General features: G+C 34.1%; 22 protein-coding genes. 15 read left to right on the plus strand and 7 right to left on the minus strand.

The window, feature by feature from the left end:
- Window positions 1–28: 28 nt before the first annotated feature.
- The 3 genes from KXJ69_RS11010 to remB all read left to right on the plus strand — a co-directional run bounded on the left by KXJ69_RS11010 (window position 29) and on the right by remB (window position 3,855).
- On the plus strand, window positions 29–751 hold the full coding sequence (locus KXJ69_RS11010) for an energy transducer TonB (protein WP_219053163.1): 723 nt from the start codon (window positions 29–31) through the stop codon (window positions 749–751).
- A gap of 108 nt (window positions 752–859) precedes the next feature.
- Window positions 860–1,660, plus strand: a complete 801-nt coding sequence (locus tag KXJ69_RS11015) for an energy transducer TonB (RefSeq protein WP_219053164.1) — start codon at window positions 860–862, stop codon at window positions 1,658–1,660.
- A gap of 89 nt (window positions 1,661–1,749) precedes the next feature.
- Entirely contained in the window at window positions 1,750–3,855 is a 2,106-nt protein-coding gene (gene remB, locus KXJ69_RS11020) for a gliding motility outer membrane protein RemB (protein WP_219053165.1), read from the plus strand.
- 1 nt (window position 3,856) lies between these two features.
- Here the strand turns inward: remB and KXJ69_RS11025 are convergent, their stop codons facing one another.
- The gene (locus KXJ69_RS11025; RefSeq protein ID WP_219053166.1) at window positions 3,857–5,038 is read right to left on the minus strand and encodes an MBL fold metallo-hydrolase; all 1,182 of its coding nucleotides are present in this window, start codon (window positions 5,036–5,038) and stop codon (window positions 3,857–3,859) included.
- Between the two features lie 122 nt (window positions 5,039–5,160).
- Here KXJ69_RS11025 and cyoE point away from each other — a divergent pair, with 122 nt between their 5' ends.
- The 11 genes from cyoE (at window position 5,161) to tsaB (ending at window position 13,796) form a co-directional block, all read left to right on the plus strand.
- Window positions 5,161–6,054 (plus strand): heme o synthase, encoded by an 894-nt coding sequence (cyoE, locus tag KXJ69_RS11030; protein ID WP_219053167.1) that lies wholly within the window; start codon window positions 5,161–5,163, stop codon window positions 6,052–6,054.
- On the plus strand, window positions 6,054–6,629 hold the full coding sequence (locus KXJ69_RS11035; protein ID WP_219053168.1) for a cytochrome c oxidase subunit 3: 576 nt from the start codon (window positions 6,054–6,056) through the stop codon (window positions 6,627–6,629). The genes cyoE and KXJ69_RS11035 overlap by 1 nt, the downstream gene beginning before the upstream one ends.
- 44 nt (window positions 6,630–6,673) lie before the next feature.
- On the plus strand, window positions 6,674–7,654 hold the full coding sequence (locus KXJ69_RS11040) for a cytochrome c oxidase subunit 3 (protein ID WP_219053169.1): 981 nt from the start codon (window positions 6,674–6,676) through the stop codon (window positions 7,652–7,654).
- A gap of 17 nt (window positions 7,655–7,671) precedes the next feature.
- Complete coding sequence (locus KXJ69_RS11045; RefSeq protein ID WP_219053170.1) at window positions 7,672–8,055, plus strand: cytochrome C oxidase subunit IV family protein; 384 nt, start codon at window positions 7,672–7,674, stop codon at window positions 8,053–8,055.
- A gap of 132 nt (window positions 8,056–8,187) precedes the next feature.
- A complete protein-coding gene (locus KXJ69_RS11050) occupies window positions 8,188–8,838 on the plus strand; it encodes a hypothetical protein (RefSeq protein WP_255571326.1) in 651 nt (216 codons plus the stop codon).
- Between the two features lie 2 nt (window positions 8,839–8,840).
- On the plus strand, window positions 8,841–9,527 hold the full coding sequence (locus KXJ69_RS11055) for an SCO family protein (RefSeq protein WP_219053171.1): 687 nt from the start codon (window positions 8,841–8,843) through the stop codon (window positions 9,525–9,527).
- Window positions 9,520–10,053 carry a DUF420 domain-containing protein gene (locus tag KXJ69_RS11060; protein ID WP_219053172.1) on the plus strand — a complete coding sequence of 178 codons (534 nt, stop codon included), beginning with the start codon at window positions 9,520–9,522 and terminating at the stop codon, window positions 10,051–10,053. Before KXJ69_RS11055 ends, KXJ69_RS11060 begins: the two co-directional genes overlap by 8 nt.
- Before the next feature lie 3 nt (window positions 10,054–10,056).
- The gene (locus KXJ69_RS11065) at window positions 10,057–10,284 is read left to right on the plus strand and encodes a CAMCR motif-containing small membrane protein (RefSeq protein WP_219053173.1); all 228 of its coding nucleotides are present in this window, start codon (window positions 10,057–10,059) and stop codon (window positions 10,282–10,284) included.
- Window positions 10,285–10,391: 107 nt separating this feature from the next.
- A complete protein-coding gene (locus tag KXJ69_RS11070) occupies window positions 10,392–11,849 on the plus strand; it encodes a TolC family protein (protein WP_219053174.1) in 1,458 nt (485 codons plus the stop codon).
- Window positions 11,850–11,853: 4 nt separating this feature from the next.
- Window positions 11,854–13,137 (plus strand): efflux RND transporter periplasmic adaptor subunit, encoded by a 1,284-nt coding sequence (locus KXJ69_RS11075; RefSeq protein WP_219053175.1) that lies wholly within the window; start codon window positions 11,854–11,856, stop codon window positions 13,135–13,137.
- Window positions 13,137–13,796 carry a tRNA (adenosine(37)-N6)-threonylcarbamoyltransferase complex dimerization subunit type 1 TsaB gene (tsaB, locus tag KXJ69_RS11080; RefSeq protein WP_219053176.1) on the plus strand — a complete coding sequence of 220 codons (660 nt, stop codon included), beginning with the start codon at window positions 13,137–13,139 and terminating at the stop codon, window positions 13,794–13,796. Before KXJ69_RS11075 ends, tsaB begins: the two co-directional genes overlap by 1 nt.
- Window positions 13,797–13,798: 2 nt before the next feature.
- On the opposite strand, the gene KXJ69_RS11085 is transcribed toward tsaB, so the two are convergent.
- The 6 genes from KXJ69_RS11085 to KXJ69_RS11110 all read right to left on the minus strand — a co-directional run bounded on the left by KXJ69_RS11085 (window position 13,799) and on the right by KXJ69_RS11110 (window position 19,655).
- The gene (locus KXJ69_RS11085) at window positions 13,799–14,515 is read right to left on the minus strand and encodes a hypothetical protein (RefSeq protein ID WP_219053177.1); all 717 of its coding nucleotides are present in this window, start codon (window positions 14,513–14,515) and stop codon (window positions 13,799–13,801) included.
- A gap of 29 nt (window positions 14,516–14,544) precedes the next feature.
- Window positions 14,545–15,306, minus strand: coding sequence for a hypothetical protein (locus tag KXJ69_RS11090; protein ID WP_219053178.1), 762 nt, complete (start codon window positions 15,304–15,306; stop codon window positions 14,545–14,547).
- A gap of 105 nt (window positions 15,307–15,411) precedes the next feature.
- Entirely contained in the window at window positions 15,412–16,104 is a 693-nt protein-coding gene (locus KXJ69_RS11095; protein ID WP_219053179.1) for a hypothetical protein, read from the minus strand.
- Window positions 16,105–16,281: 177 nt separating this feature from the next.
- On the minus strand, window positions 16,282–18,399 hold the full coding sequence (locus KXJ69_RS11100; RefSeq protein ID WP_219053180.1) for a thioredoxin domain-containing protein: 2,118 nt from the start codon (window positions 18,397–18,399) through the stop codon (window positions 16,282–16,284).
- A gap of 71 nt (window positions 18,400–18,470) precedes the next feature.
- Window positions 18,471–18,671 (minus strand): dodecin family protein, encoded by a 201-nt coding sequence (locus KXJ69_RS11105; RefSeq protein WP_219053181.1) that lies wholly within the window; start codon window positions 18,669–18,671, stop codon window positions 18,471–18,473.
- Window positions 18,672–18,743: 72 nt separating this feature from the next.
- Window positions 18,744–19,655 carry a NifU family protein gene (locus KXJ69_RS11110; RefSeq protein WP_219053182.1) on the minus strand — a complete coding sequence of 304 codons (912 nt, stop codon included), beginning with the start codon at window positions 19,653–19,655 and terminating at the stop codon, window positions 18,744–18,746.
- A 74-nt stretch (window positions 19,656–19,729) separates the two neighbouring features.
- Between KXJ69_RS11110 and KXJ69_RS11115 the strand changes: the two genes are divergently transcribed.
- Window positions 19,730–21,175: choice-of-anchor L domain-containing protein (locus KXJ69_RS11115; protein ID WP_219053183.1), on the plus strand; the 1,446-nt coding region annotated here is incomplete at its 3' end.

The following is a 21,175-nucleotide window of genomic DNA, read 5'->3' on the forward strand; positions in this document are numbered from 1 at the left end:
ATTTTAGCAACTATCTAAATTTTCTATTATGGAACCGAAAAAAAATTCTAAAGCAAATTTAAATCAGTGGAGTAACATTTACGTCCTTGCTGGTTTGGCTTTAATGCTTTTCATCTCTTGGAGAGCCATCGAGCATAAGACCTTTGACAAGGATGATCTTGCAGGAGACACATTAAATGTTGGAGATGATCTTTTGGAAGATATTCCAATCACCCAACCTATTACACCTCCACCTCCACCACCTCCGCCACCTCCAGCGCCTGAAGTAATTGAGGTTGTTGAAGATGAAGAAGAAGTGGAAGAAACCATTATAGAATCTACAGAGACCAATCAAAATGAAGAGATTGTAGAAATCGAAGAGATTGAAGAAGTAGAGGAAGAAGAAATTGCAGATGTACCATTTGCAGTAATTGAAAATGTTCCCGTGTATCCTGGTTGTGAGAATGCTGGAAACAACAATGCGAAAAAAGCATGTATGTCTGAAAAAATACAACAGTTTGTTTCAAGAAAATTTGATACCGAATTAGCAAACGATTTAGGTCTTGAAGGAAGACAACGTATTTCCGTTCAGTTTAAGATAGATAAAAACGGAAATGTTGTGGATGTGAGAGCTCGTGCTCCTCACCCTCGTCTTGAGCAAGAAGCTATTAATGTTGTAAAGGCACTTCCTAAGATGACCCCTGGGAAACAACGTGGTAAAGCTGTTGGGGTGTTGTATGCACTACCTATTTTATTCCAAGTAGAAAATTAGGATTTTATAACTCTTACTTTATATAAAACGTCCCGCATATAGCAGGACGTTTTCATTTTTGGCACATCCATTGTAATACTCTTACTATAACTTTTAAATAATAACACAATGGTACCATCAGTAAAAAAGGAAAGCCGCTCTAAAGTAGAAGGGCTTTCAAAAAGAGAGGAGAAAAAGAGAATTAATATCCGTTGGAATTCTGGATTGTTTTTTCAAATAGGACTTATCATAAGCATGTTATTTGTATTCTTGATAGTAGAAAGTAATTTAGGCTTTTCTGAAATGGCTTATGTTATCCCAGATAAAAAAGAATTGAAGGAAGTAGCTCTAAAGAATTATGTTATTGATGTTTTTCATGTAGAGAAGATAGAGGAACCAAAAGAAATTGTGAAGGAGAGGAAGCCTATAAAGCCCGTCGCTTCGACTAATTTTAAACCTGTAGAAAATATTTCAAAACAGCTAGAGGATAAAACGGCGCCGACAGAGGTGGAACCAGATGTACCAATTGAAAAACCTGTGATAAGTTCACCTACGGTTAAAAAGCCCGACATAAAAAACCTAATTTCTGTTGATAATGCCCCTATATTTCCAGGGTGCGAAAATCTTTCAACGAATAGTGAAAGGAAGGCCTGTTTAAACGAAAAAATAAACGCATTTATTAGTAGAAAATTTGATATCGATAAGTTTTCAAATAAATATGCAGGTAAGAAAAACAGAATTGATGTTCAGTTTACTGTTGATTCAAGAGGAGAAATTGTAAATATTAAAACGAGTAATCCAAACGAGGATTTAAATACCGAAGCAAAAAGAGTTATTGGACACCTTCCTAAAATGATACCTGCCAAACATGAAAATGAATTGGTGGATGTTATTTATACTGTCCCGATAATGGTAAACATTGAACACTAAAAAATTAAACCCGCTTAATTGCGGGTTTTTTTAAAAAGAACATTTTAAAAAAAGCGTATCTTTCGAGGTAAATAAAATGCCCTTTACCTATGATGCGTTTGTTTTTTCTACCCCTGTGCTTTGTAGTTATTTTCACAACTAGTAAGGCACAAACCAGTGATAATAGTTTAGAAAAGTATCCTATTTTTCCTAACTGCGAACCTGTGGATGTAGCAACTTTAAAGGACTGCTTTAATACTACAGTTAAAGATTTGCTCTTTTCAAATTTGGAGTTACCCAGCATTGTCGATGAAGAAAACTATAATGGTGAAGCCTCCGTTTTTTTTGAAGTAAATTCAGAAGGGGTTTTCAAAGTATTATATGTGGATGCATTTTATAAAGAGTTGAAAGAGGAGATAACTCGTGTCTTTGGAGAATTTCCAAAAATAACTCCGGCCACCTATAATGGAAGGCCAACCTATGCTCAATACACCATGTCTTTTAGAATTCCATTAGGGAGTGAGCCTGTAAACAACAATTCAGAAATTTCTTCAGTTACAAAGGCCAAGGAAATTATTGGGAATGAGGAACTTACAGAATACGAAGCTATTGAAAAATTACCGTATACAAATGAAGAATATACAAGTTCTTTAAATATTCCGCTTTCACATCATAACTACAGTCTTTTTGATCCATATGTTAATCAAGTGGGAGCTAATAATCATACAGCACAAAAGCCATTTATTTATAGCGAGGTAAATAAGTATTATAATTTTGAATCTGAAAATAAGGCTATTTCAAAAGAAAGAACTTCTTGGCTAGGTAGAAAATGGTGGAATGAACATATGTTGACATTAAAAGGAAAAGATTATTGGTTTACCCTTGACCCAGGAGTGGATCTTCAAGCTGGGAAAGACACAGATGCAGATATAAGTACGTATAACAATACTCGTTTAATTTATACACAAGGAGGAATTGGAAAGCAAGTCAATTTTTTCGCAACTATATATGAAAGTCAAGGAAGGTTTGCAGATTATTTTAATCGCTATGCAGAGTCTATAAAACCAGATGGAGGAAACCCTGCTATTATTCCTGGACGTGGAATTGCAAAGAGATTTAAAAAGGACTCTTACGATTATCCAGTGGCAACAGGGTATGTTTCATTTACTCCATCTCAATATTTTAATATTCAATTAGGACACGGAAAAAACTTTATTGGGGATGGATACCGATCTTTATTTTTGAGTGATAATGCCAGTCCGTATCCATTTTTTAAACTTAACACCACCATTTGGAAGTTAAAATATACCAATACTTGGATGTCGCTAAGAGATGTACGTTCTGAAGTGACGGAAGACGGTTCTTTTAGAACCAAATTTATGGCAAACCACTATTTAAGTTACAACGTGACAAAGAGATTAAATATTGGACTTTTTGAATCGGTAATATGGGAAAACGATAATGATAGGGGTTTTGATTTTAACTACATTAATCCTGTAATTTTTTATCGGGCCATTGAGTTTTCAACAGGTTCTCGAGGTGGAAATGCACTAATTGGGTTAAGCGCAAAATATAAGGTAAATAATAGGGTAAATGCCTATAGTCAATTAATAATAGATGAGTTTTCTACCAGTGATATTTTTGGTGGAAATGGGAGTTACAAAAATAAAATTGGCTATCAAATAGGAGCAAAGTATTATGATGCTTTCGGTTTAAAAAATCTCTATTTGCAAGCAGAATATAACCGAGTAAGACCGTACACTTATTCTCATAATACCGTAGTGTTAAACTATGGCCACGCCAATCAATCTATGGCTCATACATTAGGCGCTAATTTTTCGGAATTTATTACCATAGCGCGTTACCAAAGAGGGAGAATATTTTCAAGTGCAAAACTTATTTTTGCCAAAAGAGGGTTTGAGTTTAATACTTCAGAAGATAGTTTCTTCTATGGAGGAAATATTTATGGTACCGAAGACAATAGAATTGCAGATGAAGGAAATGAATTAGCTCAAGGAAATACTACCGATTTTTTTCACGGTGAGTTCCAAATAGGCTATGTAATTAACCCAGCATCCAATTTAAAAATTTACGGAAATCTAATTTATAGAGATTTTTCTCCGTTGGTAAATACTGAAACCGTTTTCAGCAATCAAACCACCTGGTTTAATTTTGGAATTAGGACCGACTTATTTAATTGGTATTACGATTTTTAATTTATTGTTTTACTCGCTTATCTTTATATTTCAAAGCAACATCTTCGTAAATAAAGTCCATAAATTTTTCAGTTGAAATAAATCCACTGCCATATCCTTTATCATCAAACTCTTTGGTAATGTCTTTCATAGCCATGATTTGCTCTTTGGATTTTCTACCAACATAGTGATAGGCAACTTTAGAATGCAAGAATTCTAACATGGATTTAGTGTACTTCACGTCTTTCATTTTGGCTATTTCCCCATGACCTGGAATAATCTTGGTGTCTTCATCGACCAACATTAATATTTTTGAGAGTGCATTAATATAACCGTCAAAACTTCCGCCATTATTTATGTCAATATATGGGTATTTGCCATTAAAAAAAACATCCCCTGTGTGAAGAACATTACTATCAGTAAAGTAAACCATGGAGTCTCCATCTGTATGGGCATTATGGACGTGAAAAACTAAAATCTTTTGGTCATTAAAATGAAAAGTTAGGTCATCCTCAAAAGTGATAAATGGAAAAGTATTGTCAATTTTCATGGATGCTTCAACATTTTCAGCAACCCTCTTTGCTCCAGTTGCGGCCTTATCTTCTCCATACCCATCTTTAGAAAATTTCTCTAAGTTTTTTTGATAAATTTTTTCTAATGAGTCTTGTACTTTTTTTCTAGCCTCGTCTATAAGTCTTTTTCTTACATTTTCGTGGGCAAAAATAACAACACCCTCTTCAAGCATATTTTTATTACCTCCTGTATGATCACCATGATGATGTGTATTTATAAGAAATCGAACAGATTTGTCTGTTATATTACTTACAGATTTTAAAATAGCCTCAGTACCTTCAGCAAATTGGTCATCTATCATAAAAGCTCCATCTTTCCCTACACAAAGTCCAATATTGCCTCCTCTTCCTGTTAGCATATAAATACTATCTCTTACTTTTACAGTAGCAACAGGGTAGGTGGGGATATAGTTTGCTTCATTACTTTTCATTTTTTCATCGGCAAAATCTTTAGTTTCTTTCTCTATTTGTTTCTCCTGTGCCTCTTTTAACTTGGCTTGTTTTTTTGCTTCCTTCTTCTTCTGTTTATTGGTGGTAATTTTTGGTTGTGCTGCATCACTATCATTTTGAGAAAAAACAACTTGGCCGCTTAAAAGAAAAAAAGAAATTAAAAGTAAGAATGTACGTATCATGGTTTAAATTTTTTAATGGGGTGAATTTAATAAAAAGAACCATTACACAACGAATTATATAGCATTTAAGTTGTAAAAAAAGGTGTGTGTAATGTATCTTTGCGCCATAAAAATAAATTGTATTGTCCAAAAGCCTTTCAACTTCTGTTTCCTCTGGAATAATTGCAAATTTTGCTGAAATTACCAAGATAAGATTATCTGTGAGTGTGGTTTTTTCTTCCATTGCTGGATATCTATTAGGGGCAGAGACTGTTAATTTTACCATTTTACTGTTACTATGCTTGGGAGGATATTGTATGGTGGGTGCATCAAATGTTTGGAATCAAATAATTGAAAAGGACCTAGATGCCCTTATGGATAGGACCAAAAATAGACCCCTTCCATCTGGGAGGATGAGTGTGCGCTTGGCTTTTGTTTTAGCTACCTTGCTTACCCTTCTGGGGATTGTAATCTTATATACTATAAATGCACAAACGGCGATGTTTGGGGCTATTTCAATTTTTATGTATGTAAGTCTTTATACCCCTTTAAAGACTAAAACACCTCTTTCGGTTTTTGTGGGAGCCTTTCCAGGAGCAATACCCTTCATGTTGGGTTGGGTGGCAGCTACAAATACTTTTGGAATAGAACCAGGAACTCTTTTTATGATTCAATTTTTTTGGCAATTTCCTCACTTTTGGGCAATTGGGTGGTTTCTGTTTGAGGACTATAAAAAGGGTGGGTTTTTTATGCTCCCTACAGGTAAAAGAGATAATGGAACAGCCATACAAGTAGTTTTATATAGTATCTGGACAGTGCTTGCCTCCCTAATTCCTGCATTTCAAGTAACGGGTAGTCTTAAACTAAGTAGGGTGGCAGCGGTAATTGTTTTCGGTATTGGCGTTTGGTTAATTTATTATGCTATACGACTATATAAATTGAAAACTGAAAAAGCTGCAAAACAATTAATGCTGGTAAGTGTAAGTTATATAACCTTATTACAAATAATTTTTGTTGCCGATAAATTTTTAAGCTAATGAACTATACTGAGGGATCTGAAGAACTAAAAACCAAGAGAGCTAAAAAAATGATGCTATGGTTTGGCATTATTAGCTTGTCTATGAGTTTTGCGGGATTAACAAGTGCTTATGTAGTAAGTAAAGAACGAGGGGATTGGTTGGAAAGCTTAGTGCTTCCAGAGGCTTTTTATATAAGCCTAGTTGTTATTATTATGAGCAGTCTGACCATGCATTTTGCAAAAAAAATGATTATTAAGGAAGAGCAGCGAGCAGGAATGTTTTTATTACTTGTTACGCTTGCGTTGGGGCTTACGTTTATTTATTTGCAGATAAGAGGATTTTCTGAAATATATCTCCAATCTGGCTATGCTTTTAACGAAAATATTGCCTTTTCGTTTATTTATATTATCGTTGTGGTGCACATAGCACATATTATTGCTGCAATTATTTCACTTTTTGTGGTAATTTATAATCATTTTAAACAAAAGTATAAAGACGGTAAAACCCTTGGTATTGAACTCGCTACCACCTTTTGGCACTTTGTAGATTTCCTTTGGATTTACCTCTTTTTGTTTTTCTATTTCGTTAGATAAAAATTATACTTATTTTTGCACTCTAAATAAACCAATTTCTGTGTATGGAAGCAACTGTTGCTAAAACAGGTACCGAAGGAAAAACCTGGGGTGGAGGTAATCGCCCACTCAATGCCAGCTATGGTAAAATGATGATGTGGTTTTTCATTGTATCGGATGCCTTAACCTTCTCTGGATTTATTGCCTCTTATGGTTTTTCAAGATTTAAGTTTATAGATGCTTGGCCTGTTGCAGACGAAGTGTTTACACACGTTCCCTTTTTACATGGTGTTCCAGCACCAATGTACTATGTGGCTTTTATGACATTAGTACTTATATTCTCATCTGTAACCATGGTGCTTGCTGTAGATGCTGGACACAAAATGCAGAAGAAAAAGGTAATTTGGTATATGTTCTTTACCATAATTGGTGGGGCTATTTTCGTAGGTTCACAGGCTTGGGAATGGGCAACATTTATTAAGGGAGATTATGGAGCAGTTGAAACTAAAGGAGGAAAAATTCTTCAGTTTTTAAATACCGAAGGAGAGCGAGTGGCGATTGCAGATTTTGCAAAACACATACCTACCGAAAGAGTGACCCATGAAAAAAAGAATGGGGTTTGGTATGCCGCTGAGCCTACCCGAACTTCTTTCTCATACGAAGAAGTAAAAGCTGGTTTTTTAGCAAATGATAATCTTTTAGTAAGGACTCAATACCTCGATGAACATGGTCATCCTACGGTTCTCTCTCGTGAAGAGTCTGTAGCAAAAATAATGAACGATGGTAAACTCGTAGTTGAAGGAGCCAATCTAAGGCACAACGAATATGGACATCCACTTTTTGCTAACTTCTTCTTCTTTATTACAGGATTCCACGGATTCCACGTATTTTCAGGGGTTATAATCAATATCATTATATTCTTCAATGTTATTTTAGGAACCTACGAGAAAAGAAAAAGCTACGAGATGGTTGAAAAAGTTGGACTGTATTGGCACTTTGTAGATTTAGTTTGGGTATTTGTATTCACCTTCTTTTACCTTGTTTAATTCATATAAAATAGAACATGGCACACGAACATAAATTAGAAATATTTAGAGGATTAGTTAAATTTAAATCTAACATTACCAAGATTTGGGGTGTATTTGCGTTCCTTTGTATTGTTACTGCTGTTGAAGTTGTTTTAGGTATTATAAAGCCAGAATCACTTACAGGTACTCGTTTCTTAGCAATGAAAGTTCTTAACTGGATATTTATCATCTTAACCCTAGTTAAGGCATATTATATTACTTGGGATTTTATGCACATGAGAGACGAACTTAAATCTCTTAGAAGGTCTGTAGTATGGACAGGTGTTTTTCTAATTTGTTATTTAATTTTGATTTTACTAATTGAAGGAGATTATATATTTGACATATATAAGGAAGGATTTATAAAGTTTAACTTCTAAACCTCTCTTTTTTGAAATAATTAAAACCCCATCTAGAGATGGGGTTTTTTGTTAAAATCACTTTTTTAAAATTAACCTTTTAAGCTTGCTTACCCTTATTTTGGGTCGTATTTTTGTGAAAAATTATCGCTTTTGAAAGCAAAGAAATATATAGTCCTTGGCATTCTTTTTTTATTACCCATTTCGGTATACATGTTTTTTGCGACAGGAGTCAACAACTTTGTAAAGCTCCCTATTTTAACTAATAATGTTTTGGAGCTCACTCAATTTACCTCTCCTCACAGTGATACCCTTCAACTGGAAAATAAAATTACAGTATTAGGTTTTTTTGGAAAAGAAGTAGAAGAGAAAAAAGCGAATGCTTATAATCTTGCTCACAAAATATATAAAAAGAATTATCAGTTTGAGGAATTTCAGTTTATCATATTAGTTGATGAAAGTCAGCGAGAGGCTGTTGATGAATTGAAAGAACGTTTAAAAGAAATTGCAGACCCAGTTCATTATAAATTTGCTTTTGGTTCTTCAAAGGATATTGAAGATGTGTTCTATTCATTACAAACCAATGGGGCATTAAATGAAAACTTTGCAACTAATCTAGTATATATTATCGACAAGGAAAGAAGTTTACGAGGTAGAAATAACGATAAAGATGTAGGAATCATGTATGGTTTTAATGCTTCAGATTATGCCGAAATTAATAATAAGATGAGTGATGATATAAAAGTTGTTTTAGCAGAATATCGTCTAGCATTAAAAAAATACAAAACAAAAAGAGAGATTTAATTTTGAAGAAGAACTATTCATATATAGGTATTTCATTTGTTATACTAGTTTTCGGGATTATATTCATTCCAAAAATTTTAAATAGAATCAACAACAAAGAAATAGTTGATAATGATCGTCATAATCTTGAAAGAAAGTCCATTAATAAGGATTCAAAATTAATCACCATTGGTGAAGTTCCGGCATTCCAATTTATTAATCAAAACAATGATACCATTTCAAACCGAAGTTTTGCTGGCAAGGTGTATGTGGTAGAATTTTTCTTTACAACGTGTCCGTCCATTTGCCCTATAATGAATCAGAATATGAAAGAGATTCAGAATGCTTTTTTAGATGAAGAAAACTTCGGGATAGCTTCTATAACGATCAATCCGACCTATGATACTGTGGAGGTTTTAAAAGAGTATGCAAAAACATATGAAGTGGTACAACCAAATTGGCACTTTCTTACTGGTAACCATAATGAGATTTATACATTGACAAACGAGGGGTTTAACTTGTATGTAGGAGAAGCTCCAGAAGTTGAAGGAGGTTTTGAGCATTCAGGTTTTTTTGCATTAATAGACCAAAATGGAAATATTCGATCCAGAATCGATGCAAATGGAAACCCGATTATCTATTATGACGGATTGGAAAAGGAGGGCGTCGAGATGCTAATAACAGATATTAAAAAATTACTTAATGAATAATATGTCGCAGGCTGATCCAAATAAAAAATATACCATTTGGACTTGGATATTATCCATAGCAATCCCTGTTGTTGTGGCAATTCTATTTAGAGTTAGAATACCCAATGCAGAACCCCTTATTTATTTACCACCTATTTATGCCACGATAAATGCTGTTACTTCTATTTTATTAGTGCTTGCAGTTATTAATATTAAAAGAGGAAATAAGTTTCTTCACGAGGTGTTTATGAAATCTTGTATTGTATTATCAGTGATATTTTTGGGAATGTATGTGGCGTATCATATGACGTCAGATCCCACGCCTTTTGGAGGTGAGGGAGCTATAAAATATGTGTATTATATTATTTTGGTTTCTCATATAGTGTTGTCGATTACAGTAATCCCTTTAGTACTTATAACCTATGTTCGAGCAATAACAGGTAAATTTCCTCAACACAAAAAAATTGCAAAAATCACCTTTCCTATTTGGTTATATGTTGCTGTTACTGGGGTTGTAGTTTACCTAATGATTTCTCCTTATTATTAAAAAATGAAATTAAGGTTTCTTTTCATATTATTTTTTTTGTTCCTAGTACTTCCTGCAGAATCCCAATGTGCTATGTGTCGAGCTGTTTTAGAAAGTGAAGATGGAGGTGCCGCAGCCAAAGGGATTAATAATGGCATCGTCTACCTAATGCTTTTCCCGTATCTACTCGTAGGAGGAGTGGGTTATGTGATTTATAAAATGAGGCAAAAGCATAAAAAGAAAGAAGGGTAAATCTTCTTTATTAATTGCTTTCTCCGTACTGATTTTATTAGCAATTTATTTTGCCGATATTTGTAACACTTTCATAAATAAAAAGACCAATGGGTCAACAATCTATTATGAAGAAATTAGGTTTATTCATTATACTTTTTAGTCTTGGGGTTTCTATCCAAGCGCAAAATAAAAAATGGACATTGCGTGAGTGTGTTGAACATGCACTAGAAAATAATATTTCTGTAAAGCAAAGTGAACTAGATAAAGAACTTGCAGAAATAGAAAAAAGTGATGCTTTTGGTAATTTTTTACCTTCATTAAACGGTTCTGCCTCCAATTCTTGGAATACAGGACTAACCCAAAATATCACGACGGGTGTTTTAGAGAACCAGACCTCGCGAAACTCTTCCTATAGTGTAACTCTTGGAGTGAATATTTTTCAAGGATTAAGAAACCATAGAGTGTATCAAAGAGCTAAATTGTCTCAACTCGCTAGTGATTATGGACTTTCAAAAATGAAAGACGATATTTCGCTTTTTGTTGCTAATTCCTACCTTCAAGTACTTACCAACAAAGCAAATTTGGAAGTGCTTCAATCTCAAAACAAGGTTACTCAGGAGCAAATTCAGCGTACCATGGATTTAGTGGATGCTGGGGTGCTACCTCGTGGTGATTTATTAGAAATTCAAGCAACAGATGCTACCGAAAAGCAAAATATTGCGGTAAACGAAAATGCTGTAAAAATTTCATTACTAAGTCTTGCCCAATTATTATTAATTGAAGATTACGAAAATTTCGATATTGAAGATGAAGGGTACGAAATAATTGACGACGGAATTACTGCAAAAAATATTTCAGAAATTATTGCGTCTGCTAAAGAGAATAGAAGTGAAATTAAAATTGCAGAAACGAACTTGGAATTGGCCGTAAAAGACTTTCAAATATCGAAGTCGACGTACATGCCAACACTAAATGCATTTATTAATTACAATACACGTGAGTCTGATCGAGCAAGTGGAATAGAAACCATTATCGACCCAAATGACCCTGTAACCTTAAGTGACACTCCTATTGGTGTGGTTGGATCTTCGGGGGAGTCTGTTTTTGGATATGAACCTAATATTTTAGGGTTACGAGAATTAGATGCGCTACCATTTACAGAACAATTGTATTTAAACGATGGTGTTTCTTACGGTTTTCAGTTAAATGTCCCTATTTTTAATGGATTCTCAACTAGAAATGGTGTTAAGAGGAGTAAAGTAAATATAAAAAGACAAGAGTTTTTACTAGAGCAAGCTAGACTTGACTTAGAGTCCACAGTATATCAAGCTTATGTAGATGCAAAAGGGGCTTATAAGTCCTTTGAAGCTGCTCAAAAAGCATTAGAATCGCAAGAATTGGCATACCAATATGCAAAAGATCGATATGACGTAGGATTAACAAATGCTTTTGATTTTAGCCAGTCGAAAGTGCGTTATGATAACACTAAAATTGAAGCGAATAGAGCAAAATATGATTATATTTTTAAATTAAAGGTATTAGAATTGTATTTTGGTATTCCTGCAGCCGAACTTAAGTTTTAACACTATGAGCACAAAAACCCGCAACTGGATAATAATAATTTCAATTTTAATTATTGCCATTCTCTTAATTGGGAATAGTCAAGGGTGGTTTGGCAAAAAAGGAAATTTCAAAGAGGTTGAAGTTTCCAAAATTACTCCTATCGACATTATGGAGACTGTAGCTGCCACAGGAAAAATTCAACCAGAAGTGGAGGTAATGCTTTCTTCCGAAGTATCTGGAGAAATTATCGAACTTCCTGTAAAAGAAGGGCAGCAAGTAGAAAAGGGGGACTTGCTTGTTCGAATTAATCCAGATTTAATTCAGTCTGCATTAACTCAGGCACAAGCAGGTTTACAGAACGCTAGAGCACAGTTGGCACAATCAACTGCTTCTTTAAAAAATGCAGAGTTAAACTATAATAGAAGTAAAACCCTATTTGAAAAGGGAGTTATTTCAAAATCTGAATGGGATCGAGCTGTGACCGATTATGAAGTGGCACAAGCCAATAAAGAATCTGCCTATTACAATGTACAGAGCGCCGCAGCCAATGTGAAACAAACAAGTGATAACCTTACTAGGACGTCCATTTACGCACCTATGACCGGAACTATTTCAAAACTTTCGGTAGAGTTAGGAGAAAGAGTAGTAGGTACGGCACAAATGGCAGGTACAGAAATTGTAAGGGTGGCCAATCTTTCAAACATGGAGGTTGAGGTGGACGTAAATGAAAATGATATTGTTAAAGTTCAAATTGGCGATTCAACCAATGTGGAAGTAGATGCGTATTTAAAAAGAGAATTTAAGGGAATAGTTACTGAAATTGCAAACTCTGCAGAAACGGCTTTGTCTTCAGATCAAGTAACAAACTTTAAAGTGAAAGTGAGAATTTTAGCAGATTCGTATAAAGATTTAACCGAAGGAAAGCCTGAATATTTTTCACCCTTCCGTCCTGGAATGACAGCGACGGTAGATATTATTACCGAAAAGAAACAAAATGTAATTGGCGTACCCATTAGTGCCGTTGTTATTAAAACCGACACTAGTAGTGCCAAAAAGCTAGGTGTGAAGGAAACGGTTTTGGACAGTGATGAAAAGTTTGAATGTGTATTCGTAATGGACGGCGACGAAGCGAAACTTAGAGTCATCACAACAGGAATTCAAGACGATAGTAAGATTGAAATTACTTCGGGACTTTCAGATGGGGAAACCGTTATTACGGGACCTTATAACACAGTGACAAAAACATTGAAAAATGGTGATAAAGTGACTGTTGAATCATCTAAAGATAAAGAAGAATCAGAAGAATAATGGCAACGATACTTTGCTTAGAAACAGCAACCACAAATTGCTCAGTAGCGCTTTCGGAAAACGGAAGCGTTATTGCTTTTAGAGAAGATAATAGTAAGGAATATTCTCATGCAGAACGACTTCATGTATTTATTGAGGAGGCATTAGAAGAAGCTAACATTAATTTAAATGATATTTCTGCCATAGCCATTAGTAAAGGGCCTGGCTCTTATACGGGTTTGCGAATTGGAGTATCTTCAGCCAAAGGATTGAGTTATTCTTTAGACAAGCCTTTAATTTCAATTCCTACTTTACAGTCTTTGGTCATGCAAGTAAAGGACCAAACAGATTACATCATTCCTATGTTAGATGCCAGAAGAATGGAAGTCTATGCTTCGGTTTATAATGGAAAAAAGCAAGAAATAAGAAATACAAAAGCAGAGGTTTTAAATGAAAATAGTTTTTCAGAATACCTTGAAAAAGGTACCGTTACTTTTATAGGTAATGGGGTGGTAAAATTTAAAGAGATTTGCAACCATGCTAATGCAAAATTTGTAGAAGGAAAAATGCCTACAGCACTTTCCATGGCGTTTTTAGCATATGAAAAATTTCAGCAAAATGATTTTGAAGATGTTGCTTATTTTGAACCCTATTATTTAAAGGATTTTATAAAGACTTAATTTTATAAAAGTGAATTAAAATAGGTTACGAGCCTAGATAAGTCATTCTCTTTTGTAATGTCAATATTTCCTTTTTGCATAAAAGCTTTGACCTCGCTTTTCTTTTTTGCCATTACTTTTAGAATTTTAGCTTTTGAATTTGGTAACTCATAAAATGTACCTTTATCATCTGTTAAGAAATAGGTGGTTTCAGTAATAAACTGCGCTGGCGTATTTTTATCATACGATGTTTTTGCAAATTGTGCTTCTTTAAAGGTAATTTTTACTTTCTTAACCAAATCGTACACTTGTAAGTCCTTAACAATTTTAAAGTAACCTCCATTTTCATCGGGATTTTCGCTTTCTACATACATGTACATTTCGTCCCCAACCTTTGCAAATATTTCAGGGTCTTTAATAATGGTTTGAATTTGTGTTGTTCCTTCTGTTGGTTTAACTTCAATTTCATCAGACATCCCATTATATCTTAAAAACATAATGTTTGATACAGATTCTTTGCCTTTATATAGTCTTCCAGGAAGAAAGTCTGGATTTGCATAAGGGGAACCCTCAGCATTTTCTAAAGCCTCTTCATATAATTTAAAAGAATCCCAATATTGCTCACCTCGTATCTTTTTTTCCTGAATTTTAGTGTAAAAGTTATCATTTTGCCCAAAGGAAAGGTTGAAAAAAAATAGCATTACAAAGAAAAAGAAATGTTGAGATTTAAAATTTTTCATAAGTAAGTTTTAAAAAAAGGGATTAAGAATTATAATGTTTCGTAAAACCTAAACAAACGGATTAAGTCCTCTTCCTTCTTCAGGTTAAGTTTGTTCTTTTTGATAACAGCAGACACCTCTTTTTTATTATTTTCAAATAACTCTAAAATTTTCTTTTTTGAAGTTGGCACCTTAGTAAAATTCCCATTAAAATCTCCAAAGTAATATTCTTCATCATCCTTAAATGTTGGTGGAGAGTTTTTAGTTAATGAAGTAGTAGCCATTATTCTAGGCTTGAATATCTTTTTATTTTTTTTATAAAGAGTACCTTTATTTCCTATTACTAAAATTTGAAAATATTCTAAATTGCCAGAGTTTTCAATACTGGGGAGAGCAACAAATAATTTATCTCCCATTTTTATTTTATAATCTTGGGATTTAATTATCACTCTAGCTTCTTCATCATTAGTAGTTAGTGATAATTTTCCAATAAAATAATCTTCAAGAACTTGATATTTAACTGCAATGTTATCTGCGTAAACTAGACTATCTTTAATTATACTTCCTAATTGATATTCATCATTCATATAAGGGGATCCAACTGTATCAGGATCATTTCCGCTACTCCCATCATCAAATTTTGCTCCATAAGATTGAACTCTAGCGAAATTAGAATTATTTGAAACTGTTTGAATGCCAAAATTACTAGAAGTTCCATTTGAAGCATTAATGAAGTTTGTATTGCTATCAAATTGTGCGGATAAGCTGCAAAAAGCAGAAATGAATATGGAAATAAATAAAAAGAATTTCATAGATTAAATATTTTAGATTGGTAAAATATTAATTTTATTTTTAATAAGCACAAAAAAAGCATTGAAATAGTTCAATGCTTTTATAAATGAAGTATGTTTAGAGTACTATAAGGTGTTGTAATATTTTACAAGTTTTATTAGTGCGTATTCCTTATTGATATTTAGTCTTTCTTCTTTGGTATAGGTTTTCAATTCCTTTTTCTTGTCGTCGAAAAGGCCAAATTTTGCATTTCTTGAACTAGGAAACTCTTGAAACGAATTTGTATTTTTATTCAATAAAAAATAAGCTTCTTTTTCTTTATAACTACTAGGAATATCTCGTGTTAACGATGTGGTTGCTGCCATTCCTTCTACAAATTCTTTAGATATTTTCTTATATAAATCTGCACTTTCACCTTCAAATAAAACCAAAAAATATCCAGGTCTATCTAAACCTTCTTTAGGCGCAGCATAGACAAAAACATTGTTCAGCATCTTTACATAAATGTCTGGATTCCGCATCATTACTCTTGCCGTTGAATTTGGCGCGTCTATAGAGGATTTTACTTCAACCTCATCCCGAAGAGCATTATAGCGTAATGCCACATTACTTGCTACTATTCTTCCACTTTTATAGACAGTTCCAAGCACAAATTCTTCATTTTCATAAGCAGAACCTGAATAATTTACAGCTTCAGAGTTAATGGTTATAGGAACATTGGTAAGATATTTATCCTTCGCTTCCTCTTCAGTTTCCATTTGTGCAAAGGCGCTAAACGACAAAGTAAGAAGTAATAGAGTTGAAAATAATTTTTGCATAATTCTGATTTTGGTTAAATATGTTTTAAAAGTAATTATAATGCTTAACTAACTAAAGAAAACATGTTCGAATTTTATAAAAAACGATAAGTGAGATTTTCAATAGAAGGTGCGAAGATAACAATTATCAACTTACCCAAATGTTAAGGAAATGTTTTTTCTGGCTTCTAACTAGATCTATTTTGTTAAAAACTCCATGGCTTTTGATACTTCTTCCACCGGAAGTTTGCATGTATTGTTTACACATACATAAATTAATGTTCTACCGTTAACATATCTTTCTTTTAATAAAGGAAGGTTAGAAGATTGTGTAGCGCCAGCAACTAGTTTGTTGGGAATATACTTTTGGTTGAATTCTGAAATTTTATCAAAAGCATTTTCGCCCACCACTACAATTTCGTAAAACTTAGATTGGTAATTGAGTAAGAGATCCATCCAATTGGCAAAACCTGAAGGGTATTTCTCCAATTCTGGTTGCACATTTTTAAGCATTTGTAACGCAGTGATTGCAAATTTTTCATTGTCAAAATGATGCGCTAACACAGATAGGTTTTTCGCCATTATTGAATTTGAAGAAGAAATCACATTATCTCTATATTCAAAATTTCGGGAAATAATTTCGGCATCTTCCCTAGACGTAAAATAAAACATATGTTTTTCTTTATCGAAGAAATTGTTGAAAGCATAATTTGAAAGTTCATCTGCCTCCTCAATCCATTTGGTGTCTAAGGTTACTTCATAAAGCGCAATAAATGCTTCAATAACCGAAGCGTAATCTTCTAGGTAACCATTAATACTACTTTTCCCGTCTTTGTAAGTATGGAAAAGCGCCCCGTTAGATTGTAGTTGCTTTTTTAGTATAAAGTTAGCATTGGTCAATGCAGCTTTTAAATACGTTTCATTTTTAAAAACTTTATAAGCATCAACATATCCCTTTATCATAAGACCATTCCACGAGGTTAGGGTTTTGTCATCAAGTCGAGGCTTTTGTCTTGTATTTCTATGGTCACGTAATATTTTTTTCCAATCTTTCTTCTTTTGAGAAAGCGAGGCTAAGTCTATATTATGTTTAGAAATAAAAGCTTCATCGGTTACTTTTCTAATTAAAACATAGTTGTTTTCGGCCTCCCATTTTCCGTAACTGTTAATGTTGTAATAGTCTTCAAATAAAGTCCAATCCTTTTGCGGAATGATACTTTGTAATTTTTCTTTTTCAAATGTGTAGTAATCTCCTTCCACAAGGTCTCCTTCTTCATTTAAGCTATCGGCATCTAGTGAAGAGTAAAACGCACCTTCATTATTTGTTAATTCAGCAGCAACAAAAGAGAGCGTTTCTTCAACTATTGTTTTATAAAGCGGATTTTTAGAAACAGCATAAGCGTTGCTATACAAACTTACTAATTGGGCATTGTCATATAACATTTTTTCGAAATGAGGAATGTGCCATTTTTCATCGGTGCTATATCTAGAAAAACCACCTTCCACTTGGTCGTAAAGACCACCAAAAGCCATTTTTTGAAGCGTAAGATTTACATAATTCTCAAGGGCTTTATCATTATTTTTATGTGCATACCGTAAGAAAAAAGATAATTGATTAGGCATCATGAATTTTGGAGCGCCTCTACTACCTCCATAAACAGTGTCTAAACTATTTACCCATTTCTCAATAATGGGTTTTAAATCCACTTTTGTGAAATCAATGTCATCATTATTAAAAGCTACTAAGTCAAGACTTTTTATACCTTCTTCCAACTGCGTAGCGTAGTCTACTAGCTTTTGGGGTTCCTCTTCATACAATTGTTGAAGTTGTTGTAAAGCAGTAATCCAATCCTCTTTTTTAAAATACGTGCCACCGTATACGGGTCGGCCGTCTGGTAGGGTAATCACATTTAATGGCCATCCTGCATTTCCTGTCATTAATTGCACTGCATTGATGTAGGTTTGGTCTACATCTGGGCGTTCTTCACGATCTACTTTAACCGAGATAAAATGTTTGTTCATTACGGCTGCAACAGTAGAATCTTCAAAACTCTCCCGTTCCATGACGTGACACCAATGACAAGCGGCATAACCAACACTTATAACCATCAGTTTTTTGCTTTGCTTTGCCTCATCTAGGGTTTTTTGATTCCAAGGCTTCCAGTTTACAGGATTATGTGCGTGTTGTAGCAAATAAGGGCTGGTTTCGTTTATTAAGTCGTTTGTGTATTTATGAGTTTCCAAAGGCTCTTTTTTTGAAGAATTACACGATAGAAATAAAATTCCTAAAAGGGTAAAAAGTAAAAGTTTTTGCATAGTAAAAAATAAAAACAAAAATACGCTTTTGAAATTTCAAAAGCGTAGTAAAGTAAGATTTAACAAATGTGTTATTTTACCTCAAATGTTATTTTAACATTTACCCTATATTCTGTGATGTTATCTCCATTTACGATGGCACTCTGTTCCTGAACATATACCGAGCGAATGTGTTTTACACTTTTTGAAGCGTGTTTCACCGCGTTTTGAGTTGCCTCTTCCCAGTTAGTATTAGAATTTGCTAATACTTCAATTACTTTTAAAATGGCCATATTTTATAATTTTTAGGATTAATACCTCAAAGTATAAAAAATAAGCTAGAATTTGGCTTTTTAGTAAAAAAACTACCCGTTTATGGCTTCTACCTGTAATGCTTGGTCATTCAGCATTTCCTTGAGCATAGTTTCAATACCATTTTTAAGTGTAAAGGTTGAAGAGGGGCAGCCACTACAGGCACCTTGCAATACCACCCGAACGGTTTTTGAATCTTCGTTATAAGATTCAAACGCAATATGACCGCCATCACTTGCTACGGCAGGCTGAACATATTCCTTTAAGATAGAAACTATTTCTTTTTCAAATGCAGTATGGTTTACATTTTCTGAAGTTACCGAAGAAGATTCTTTTTGATTTAAAGTATGATTCTGAAGGATTCCGTCAGAAAAAATGGTTTTTCCATCTTCAAGATATTTCTTCAAAAATTCTCGCAATTCCATAGTAATTTCTTCCCAAGGAACAATATCATATTTAGTGATAGAAATATAATTTGAATGAATAAATACCTCTTTCACAAATGGAAAGCTAAACAACTCCTTCGCAATAGGAGCAGATGCGGTATCGTCAATACTTTTAAACTCAAAAGTATCTTCAGTTAAGGGTTTATTAGCAACAAATTTAATCACTGAAGGATTGGGTGTGCTTTCTGCGTATACTGTAACAGGGATTTTTTTGGAATCTTCCGAAGAAATAATAACGGGTTTTCCACTTTCCAAATAAGCCTGTATGGAAGCACCCACTTCTTCTTGAACGTCTACCCAGTCTACAATGCTGTATTTTTCAATGGCGATAAAATTTTGTGAAACATATACGGTTTTTACAAAAGGAAGATGAAATAACTGCTGTACTAACGGACTGTTTTTTGCTTCATCAATATTTTTAAATTCGAAGCTCTCAGCCCCTGTCAGGAAAGCATTTGCAATAAATTTTACAATATTTTCGTTCTTAGTAGGTTGAATAGCTATGTTAAAATCTTCCATTTTGTCGCATTTTTTTGCAAAAATATGAAAGAAAACAACAGTATTCAATATATTTGGCAATTAACAACCTATTTATGCAAAGACTTTTACTCCCCATCTTATTGCTATTATCATGGTTTGGGTATGGTCAAATTACAATTGATGAAACCTTTACCACACAAGAACTTGTGGAGGACATCTTAATTAGTGGTACCTGTGCCAATGTTTCTAATTTTTCCCAAAGTACTGGGACTGATTATGGGGATGATAACGGTATAGGAGCTTTCTTTAGAAATGGATCAGATTTCCCCTTTGAGTCGGGAATTATTTTAACTTCTGGGAATGTAGCAAATGCACCTGGGCCTAATTTAGTAGTTCATAGTGATGGAGGCATTGGTTGGCCTGGAGATGCAGATTTAGAAGCCAATACTACCGCAACCAATACAAATAATGCCTCTTGGATTCAGTTTGACTTTACACCCTTGATTCCACAAATTAGCTTTGATTTTATCATGGCTTCTGAGGAATATAACCAACTTTTTGAGTGTTCTTTTTCTGATGCTTTTGCTTTTATTTTAACAGATCAGGTTACAGGTGTTGTACAGAATTTAGCAGTGCTACCAGGTACAGCAATTCCAATTGAAGTTACAAATATACGAGAAGATGTTCCAGGACAGTGCTCTGCTGTAAACCCTGAGTATTTTGATAAATACAACTTTTTACCCTTTAACGATCAAAATCTTGCGGCCATAGATTTTAATGGTCAAACGGTAGAACTAACTGCTATGGGTGACGTAATTGTTGGTAATCCATATACTATTAAATTGGTCATTGCCGATGAATCTGACACGGCCTATGACATAGCAGTATTTCTTGAGGCTGGCTCTTTTAATATTGGGGATGTAGATTTAGGAGTTGACTTAACCATTGATAATAATTTAGCAAGATGTGAAGGGGAAACCTTTACTATTATACCAGACTTAAATGTTCCTAATGGAACTACCTATGAATGGCAATATGAAGATCCCATAGGCTCCGGAGTATTTGTCCCTTTTGTTCCAGCCGAAACAGGTCCAACAGTTGATGTGACCATAACTGGAAATTATAAATTAATAGTCACTTTTGGAGGTGCAACAGGATGTGAAACGGAAGGTACACTCTTTGTTGAATTTGCACCGCCATTTACCTATAATGATTCCCCCGCTCCTTTAATTTTATGCGACGACGACAATGATGGGTTTATGGAGTTTGATTTGAGTATGGCGGATGATGATTTAACGGGTGGTGATCCTGATTTGGTAGTGACCTATCATGGGACGATGCTGGATGCTGAGAATGGGATATTGCCCATAGGTCCTTTGTATACGAATGATAATCCTTGGAACGATAATGTATGGGCTAGGATAGAGAGTTTAAGCAGCAGTTGTTATTCGGTAGTAGAGTTGTTGTTGGAAGTTAGGTTTAGTCCTGTGGCTACGGAGCCTTCGGGCCCTTTGCGATTGTGTGATGATGCAGTAGCCGATGGATTTACGAGTTTTGAT

The organism is Halomarinibacterium sedimenti (genome assembly GCF_019312585.1).
Classification (GTDB): Bacteria; Bacteroidota; Bacteroidia; order Flavobacteriales; family Flavobacteriaceae; genus Halomarinibacterium; species Halomarinibacterium sedimenti.

Bases quoted from the DNA above. Each gene is read 5' to 3' on its own strand.
- KXJ69_RS11010 (WP_219053163.1), top strand. From the start codon at position 29: ATGGAACCGAAAAAAAATTCTAAAGCAAATTTAAATCAGTGGAGTAAC.
- KXJ69_RS11015 (WP_219053164.1), top strand. From the start codon at position 860: ATGGTACCATCAGTAAAAAAGGAAAGCCGCTCTAAAGTAGAAGGGCTT.
- remB (WP_219053165.1), top strand. From the start codon at position 1,750: ATGATGCGTTTGTTTTTTCTACCCCTGTGCTTTGTAGTTATTTTCACA.
- KXJ69_RS11025 (WP_219053166.1), bottom strand. From the start codon at position 5,038: ATGATACGTACATTCTTACTTTTAATTTCTTTTTTTCTTTTAAGCGGC.
- KXJ69_RS11035 (WP_219053168.1), top strand. From the start codon at position 6,054: ATGAACTATACTGAGGGATCTGAAGAACTAAAAACCAAGAGAGCTAAA.
- KXJ69_RS11040 (WP_219053169.1), top strand. From the start codon at position 6,674: ATGGAAGCAACTGTTGCTAAAACAGGTACCGAAGGAAAAACCTGGGGT.
- KXJ69_RS11045 (WP_219053170.1), top strand. From the start codon at position 7,672: ATGGCACACGAACATAAATTAGAAATATTTAGAGGATTAGTTAAATTT.
- KXJ69_RS11060 (WP_219053172.1), top strand. From the start codon at position 9,520: ATGAATAATATGTCGCAGGCTGATCCAAATAAAAAATATACCATTTGG.
- KXJ69_RS11065 (WP_219053173.1), top strand. From the start codon at position 10,057: ATGAAATTAAGGTTTCTTTTCATATTATTTTTTTTGTTCCTAGTACTT.
- KXJ69_RS11070 (WP_219053174.1), top strand. From the start codon at position 10,392: ATGAAGAAATTAGGTTTATTCATTATACTTTTTAGTCTTGGGGTTTCT.
- KXJ69_RS11075 (WP_219053175.1), top strand. From the start codon at position 11,854: ATGAGCACAAAAACCCGCAACTGGATAATAATAATTTCAATTTTAATT.
- tsaB (WP_219053176.1), top strand. From the start codon at position 13,137: ATGGCAACGATACTTTGCTTAGAAACAGCAACCACAAATTGCTCAGTA.
- KXJ69_RS11085 (WP_219053177.1), bottom strand. From the start codon at position 14,515: ATGAAAAATTTTAAATCTCAACATTTCTTTTTCTTTGTAATGCTATTT.
- KXJ69_RS11090 (WP_219053178.1), bottom strand. From the start codon at position 15,306: ATGAAATTCTTTTTATTTATTTCCATATTCATTTCTGCTTTTTGCAGC.
- KXJ69_RS11095 (WP_219053179.1), bottom strand. From the start codon at position 16,104: ATGCAAAAATTATTTTCAACTCTATTACTTCTTACTTTGTCGTTTAGC.
- KXJ69_RS11100 (WP_219053180.1), bottom strand. From the start codon at position 18,399: ATGCAAAAACTTTTACTTTTTACCCTTTTAGGAATTTTATTTCTATCG.
- KXJ69_RS11105 (WP_219053181.1), bottom strand. From the start codon at position 18,671: ATGGCCATTTTAAAAGTAATTGAAGTATTAGCAAATTCTAATACTAAC.
- KXJ69_RS11110 (WP_219053182.1), bottom strand. From the start codon at position 19,655: ATGGAAGATTTTAACATAGCTATTCAACCTACTAAGAACGAAAATATT.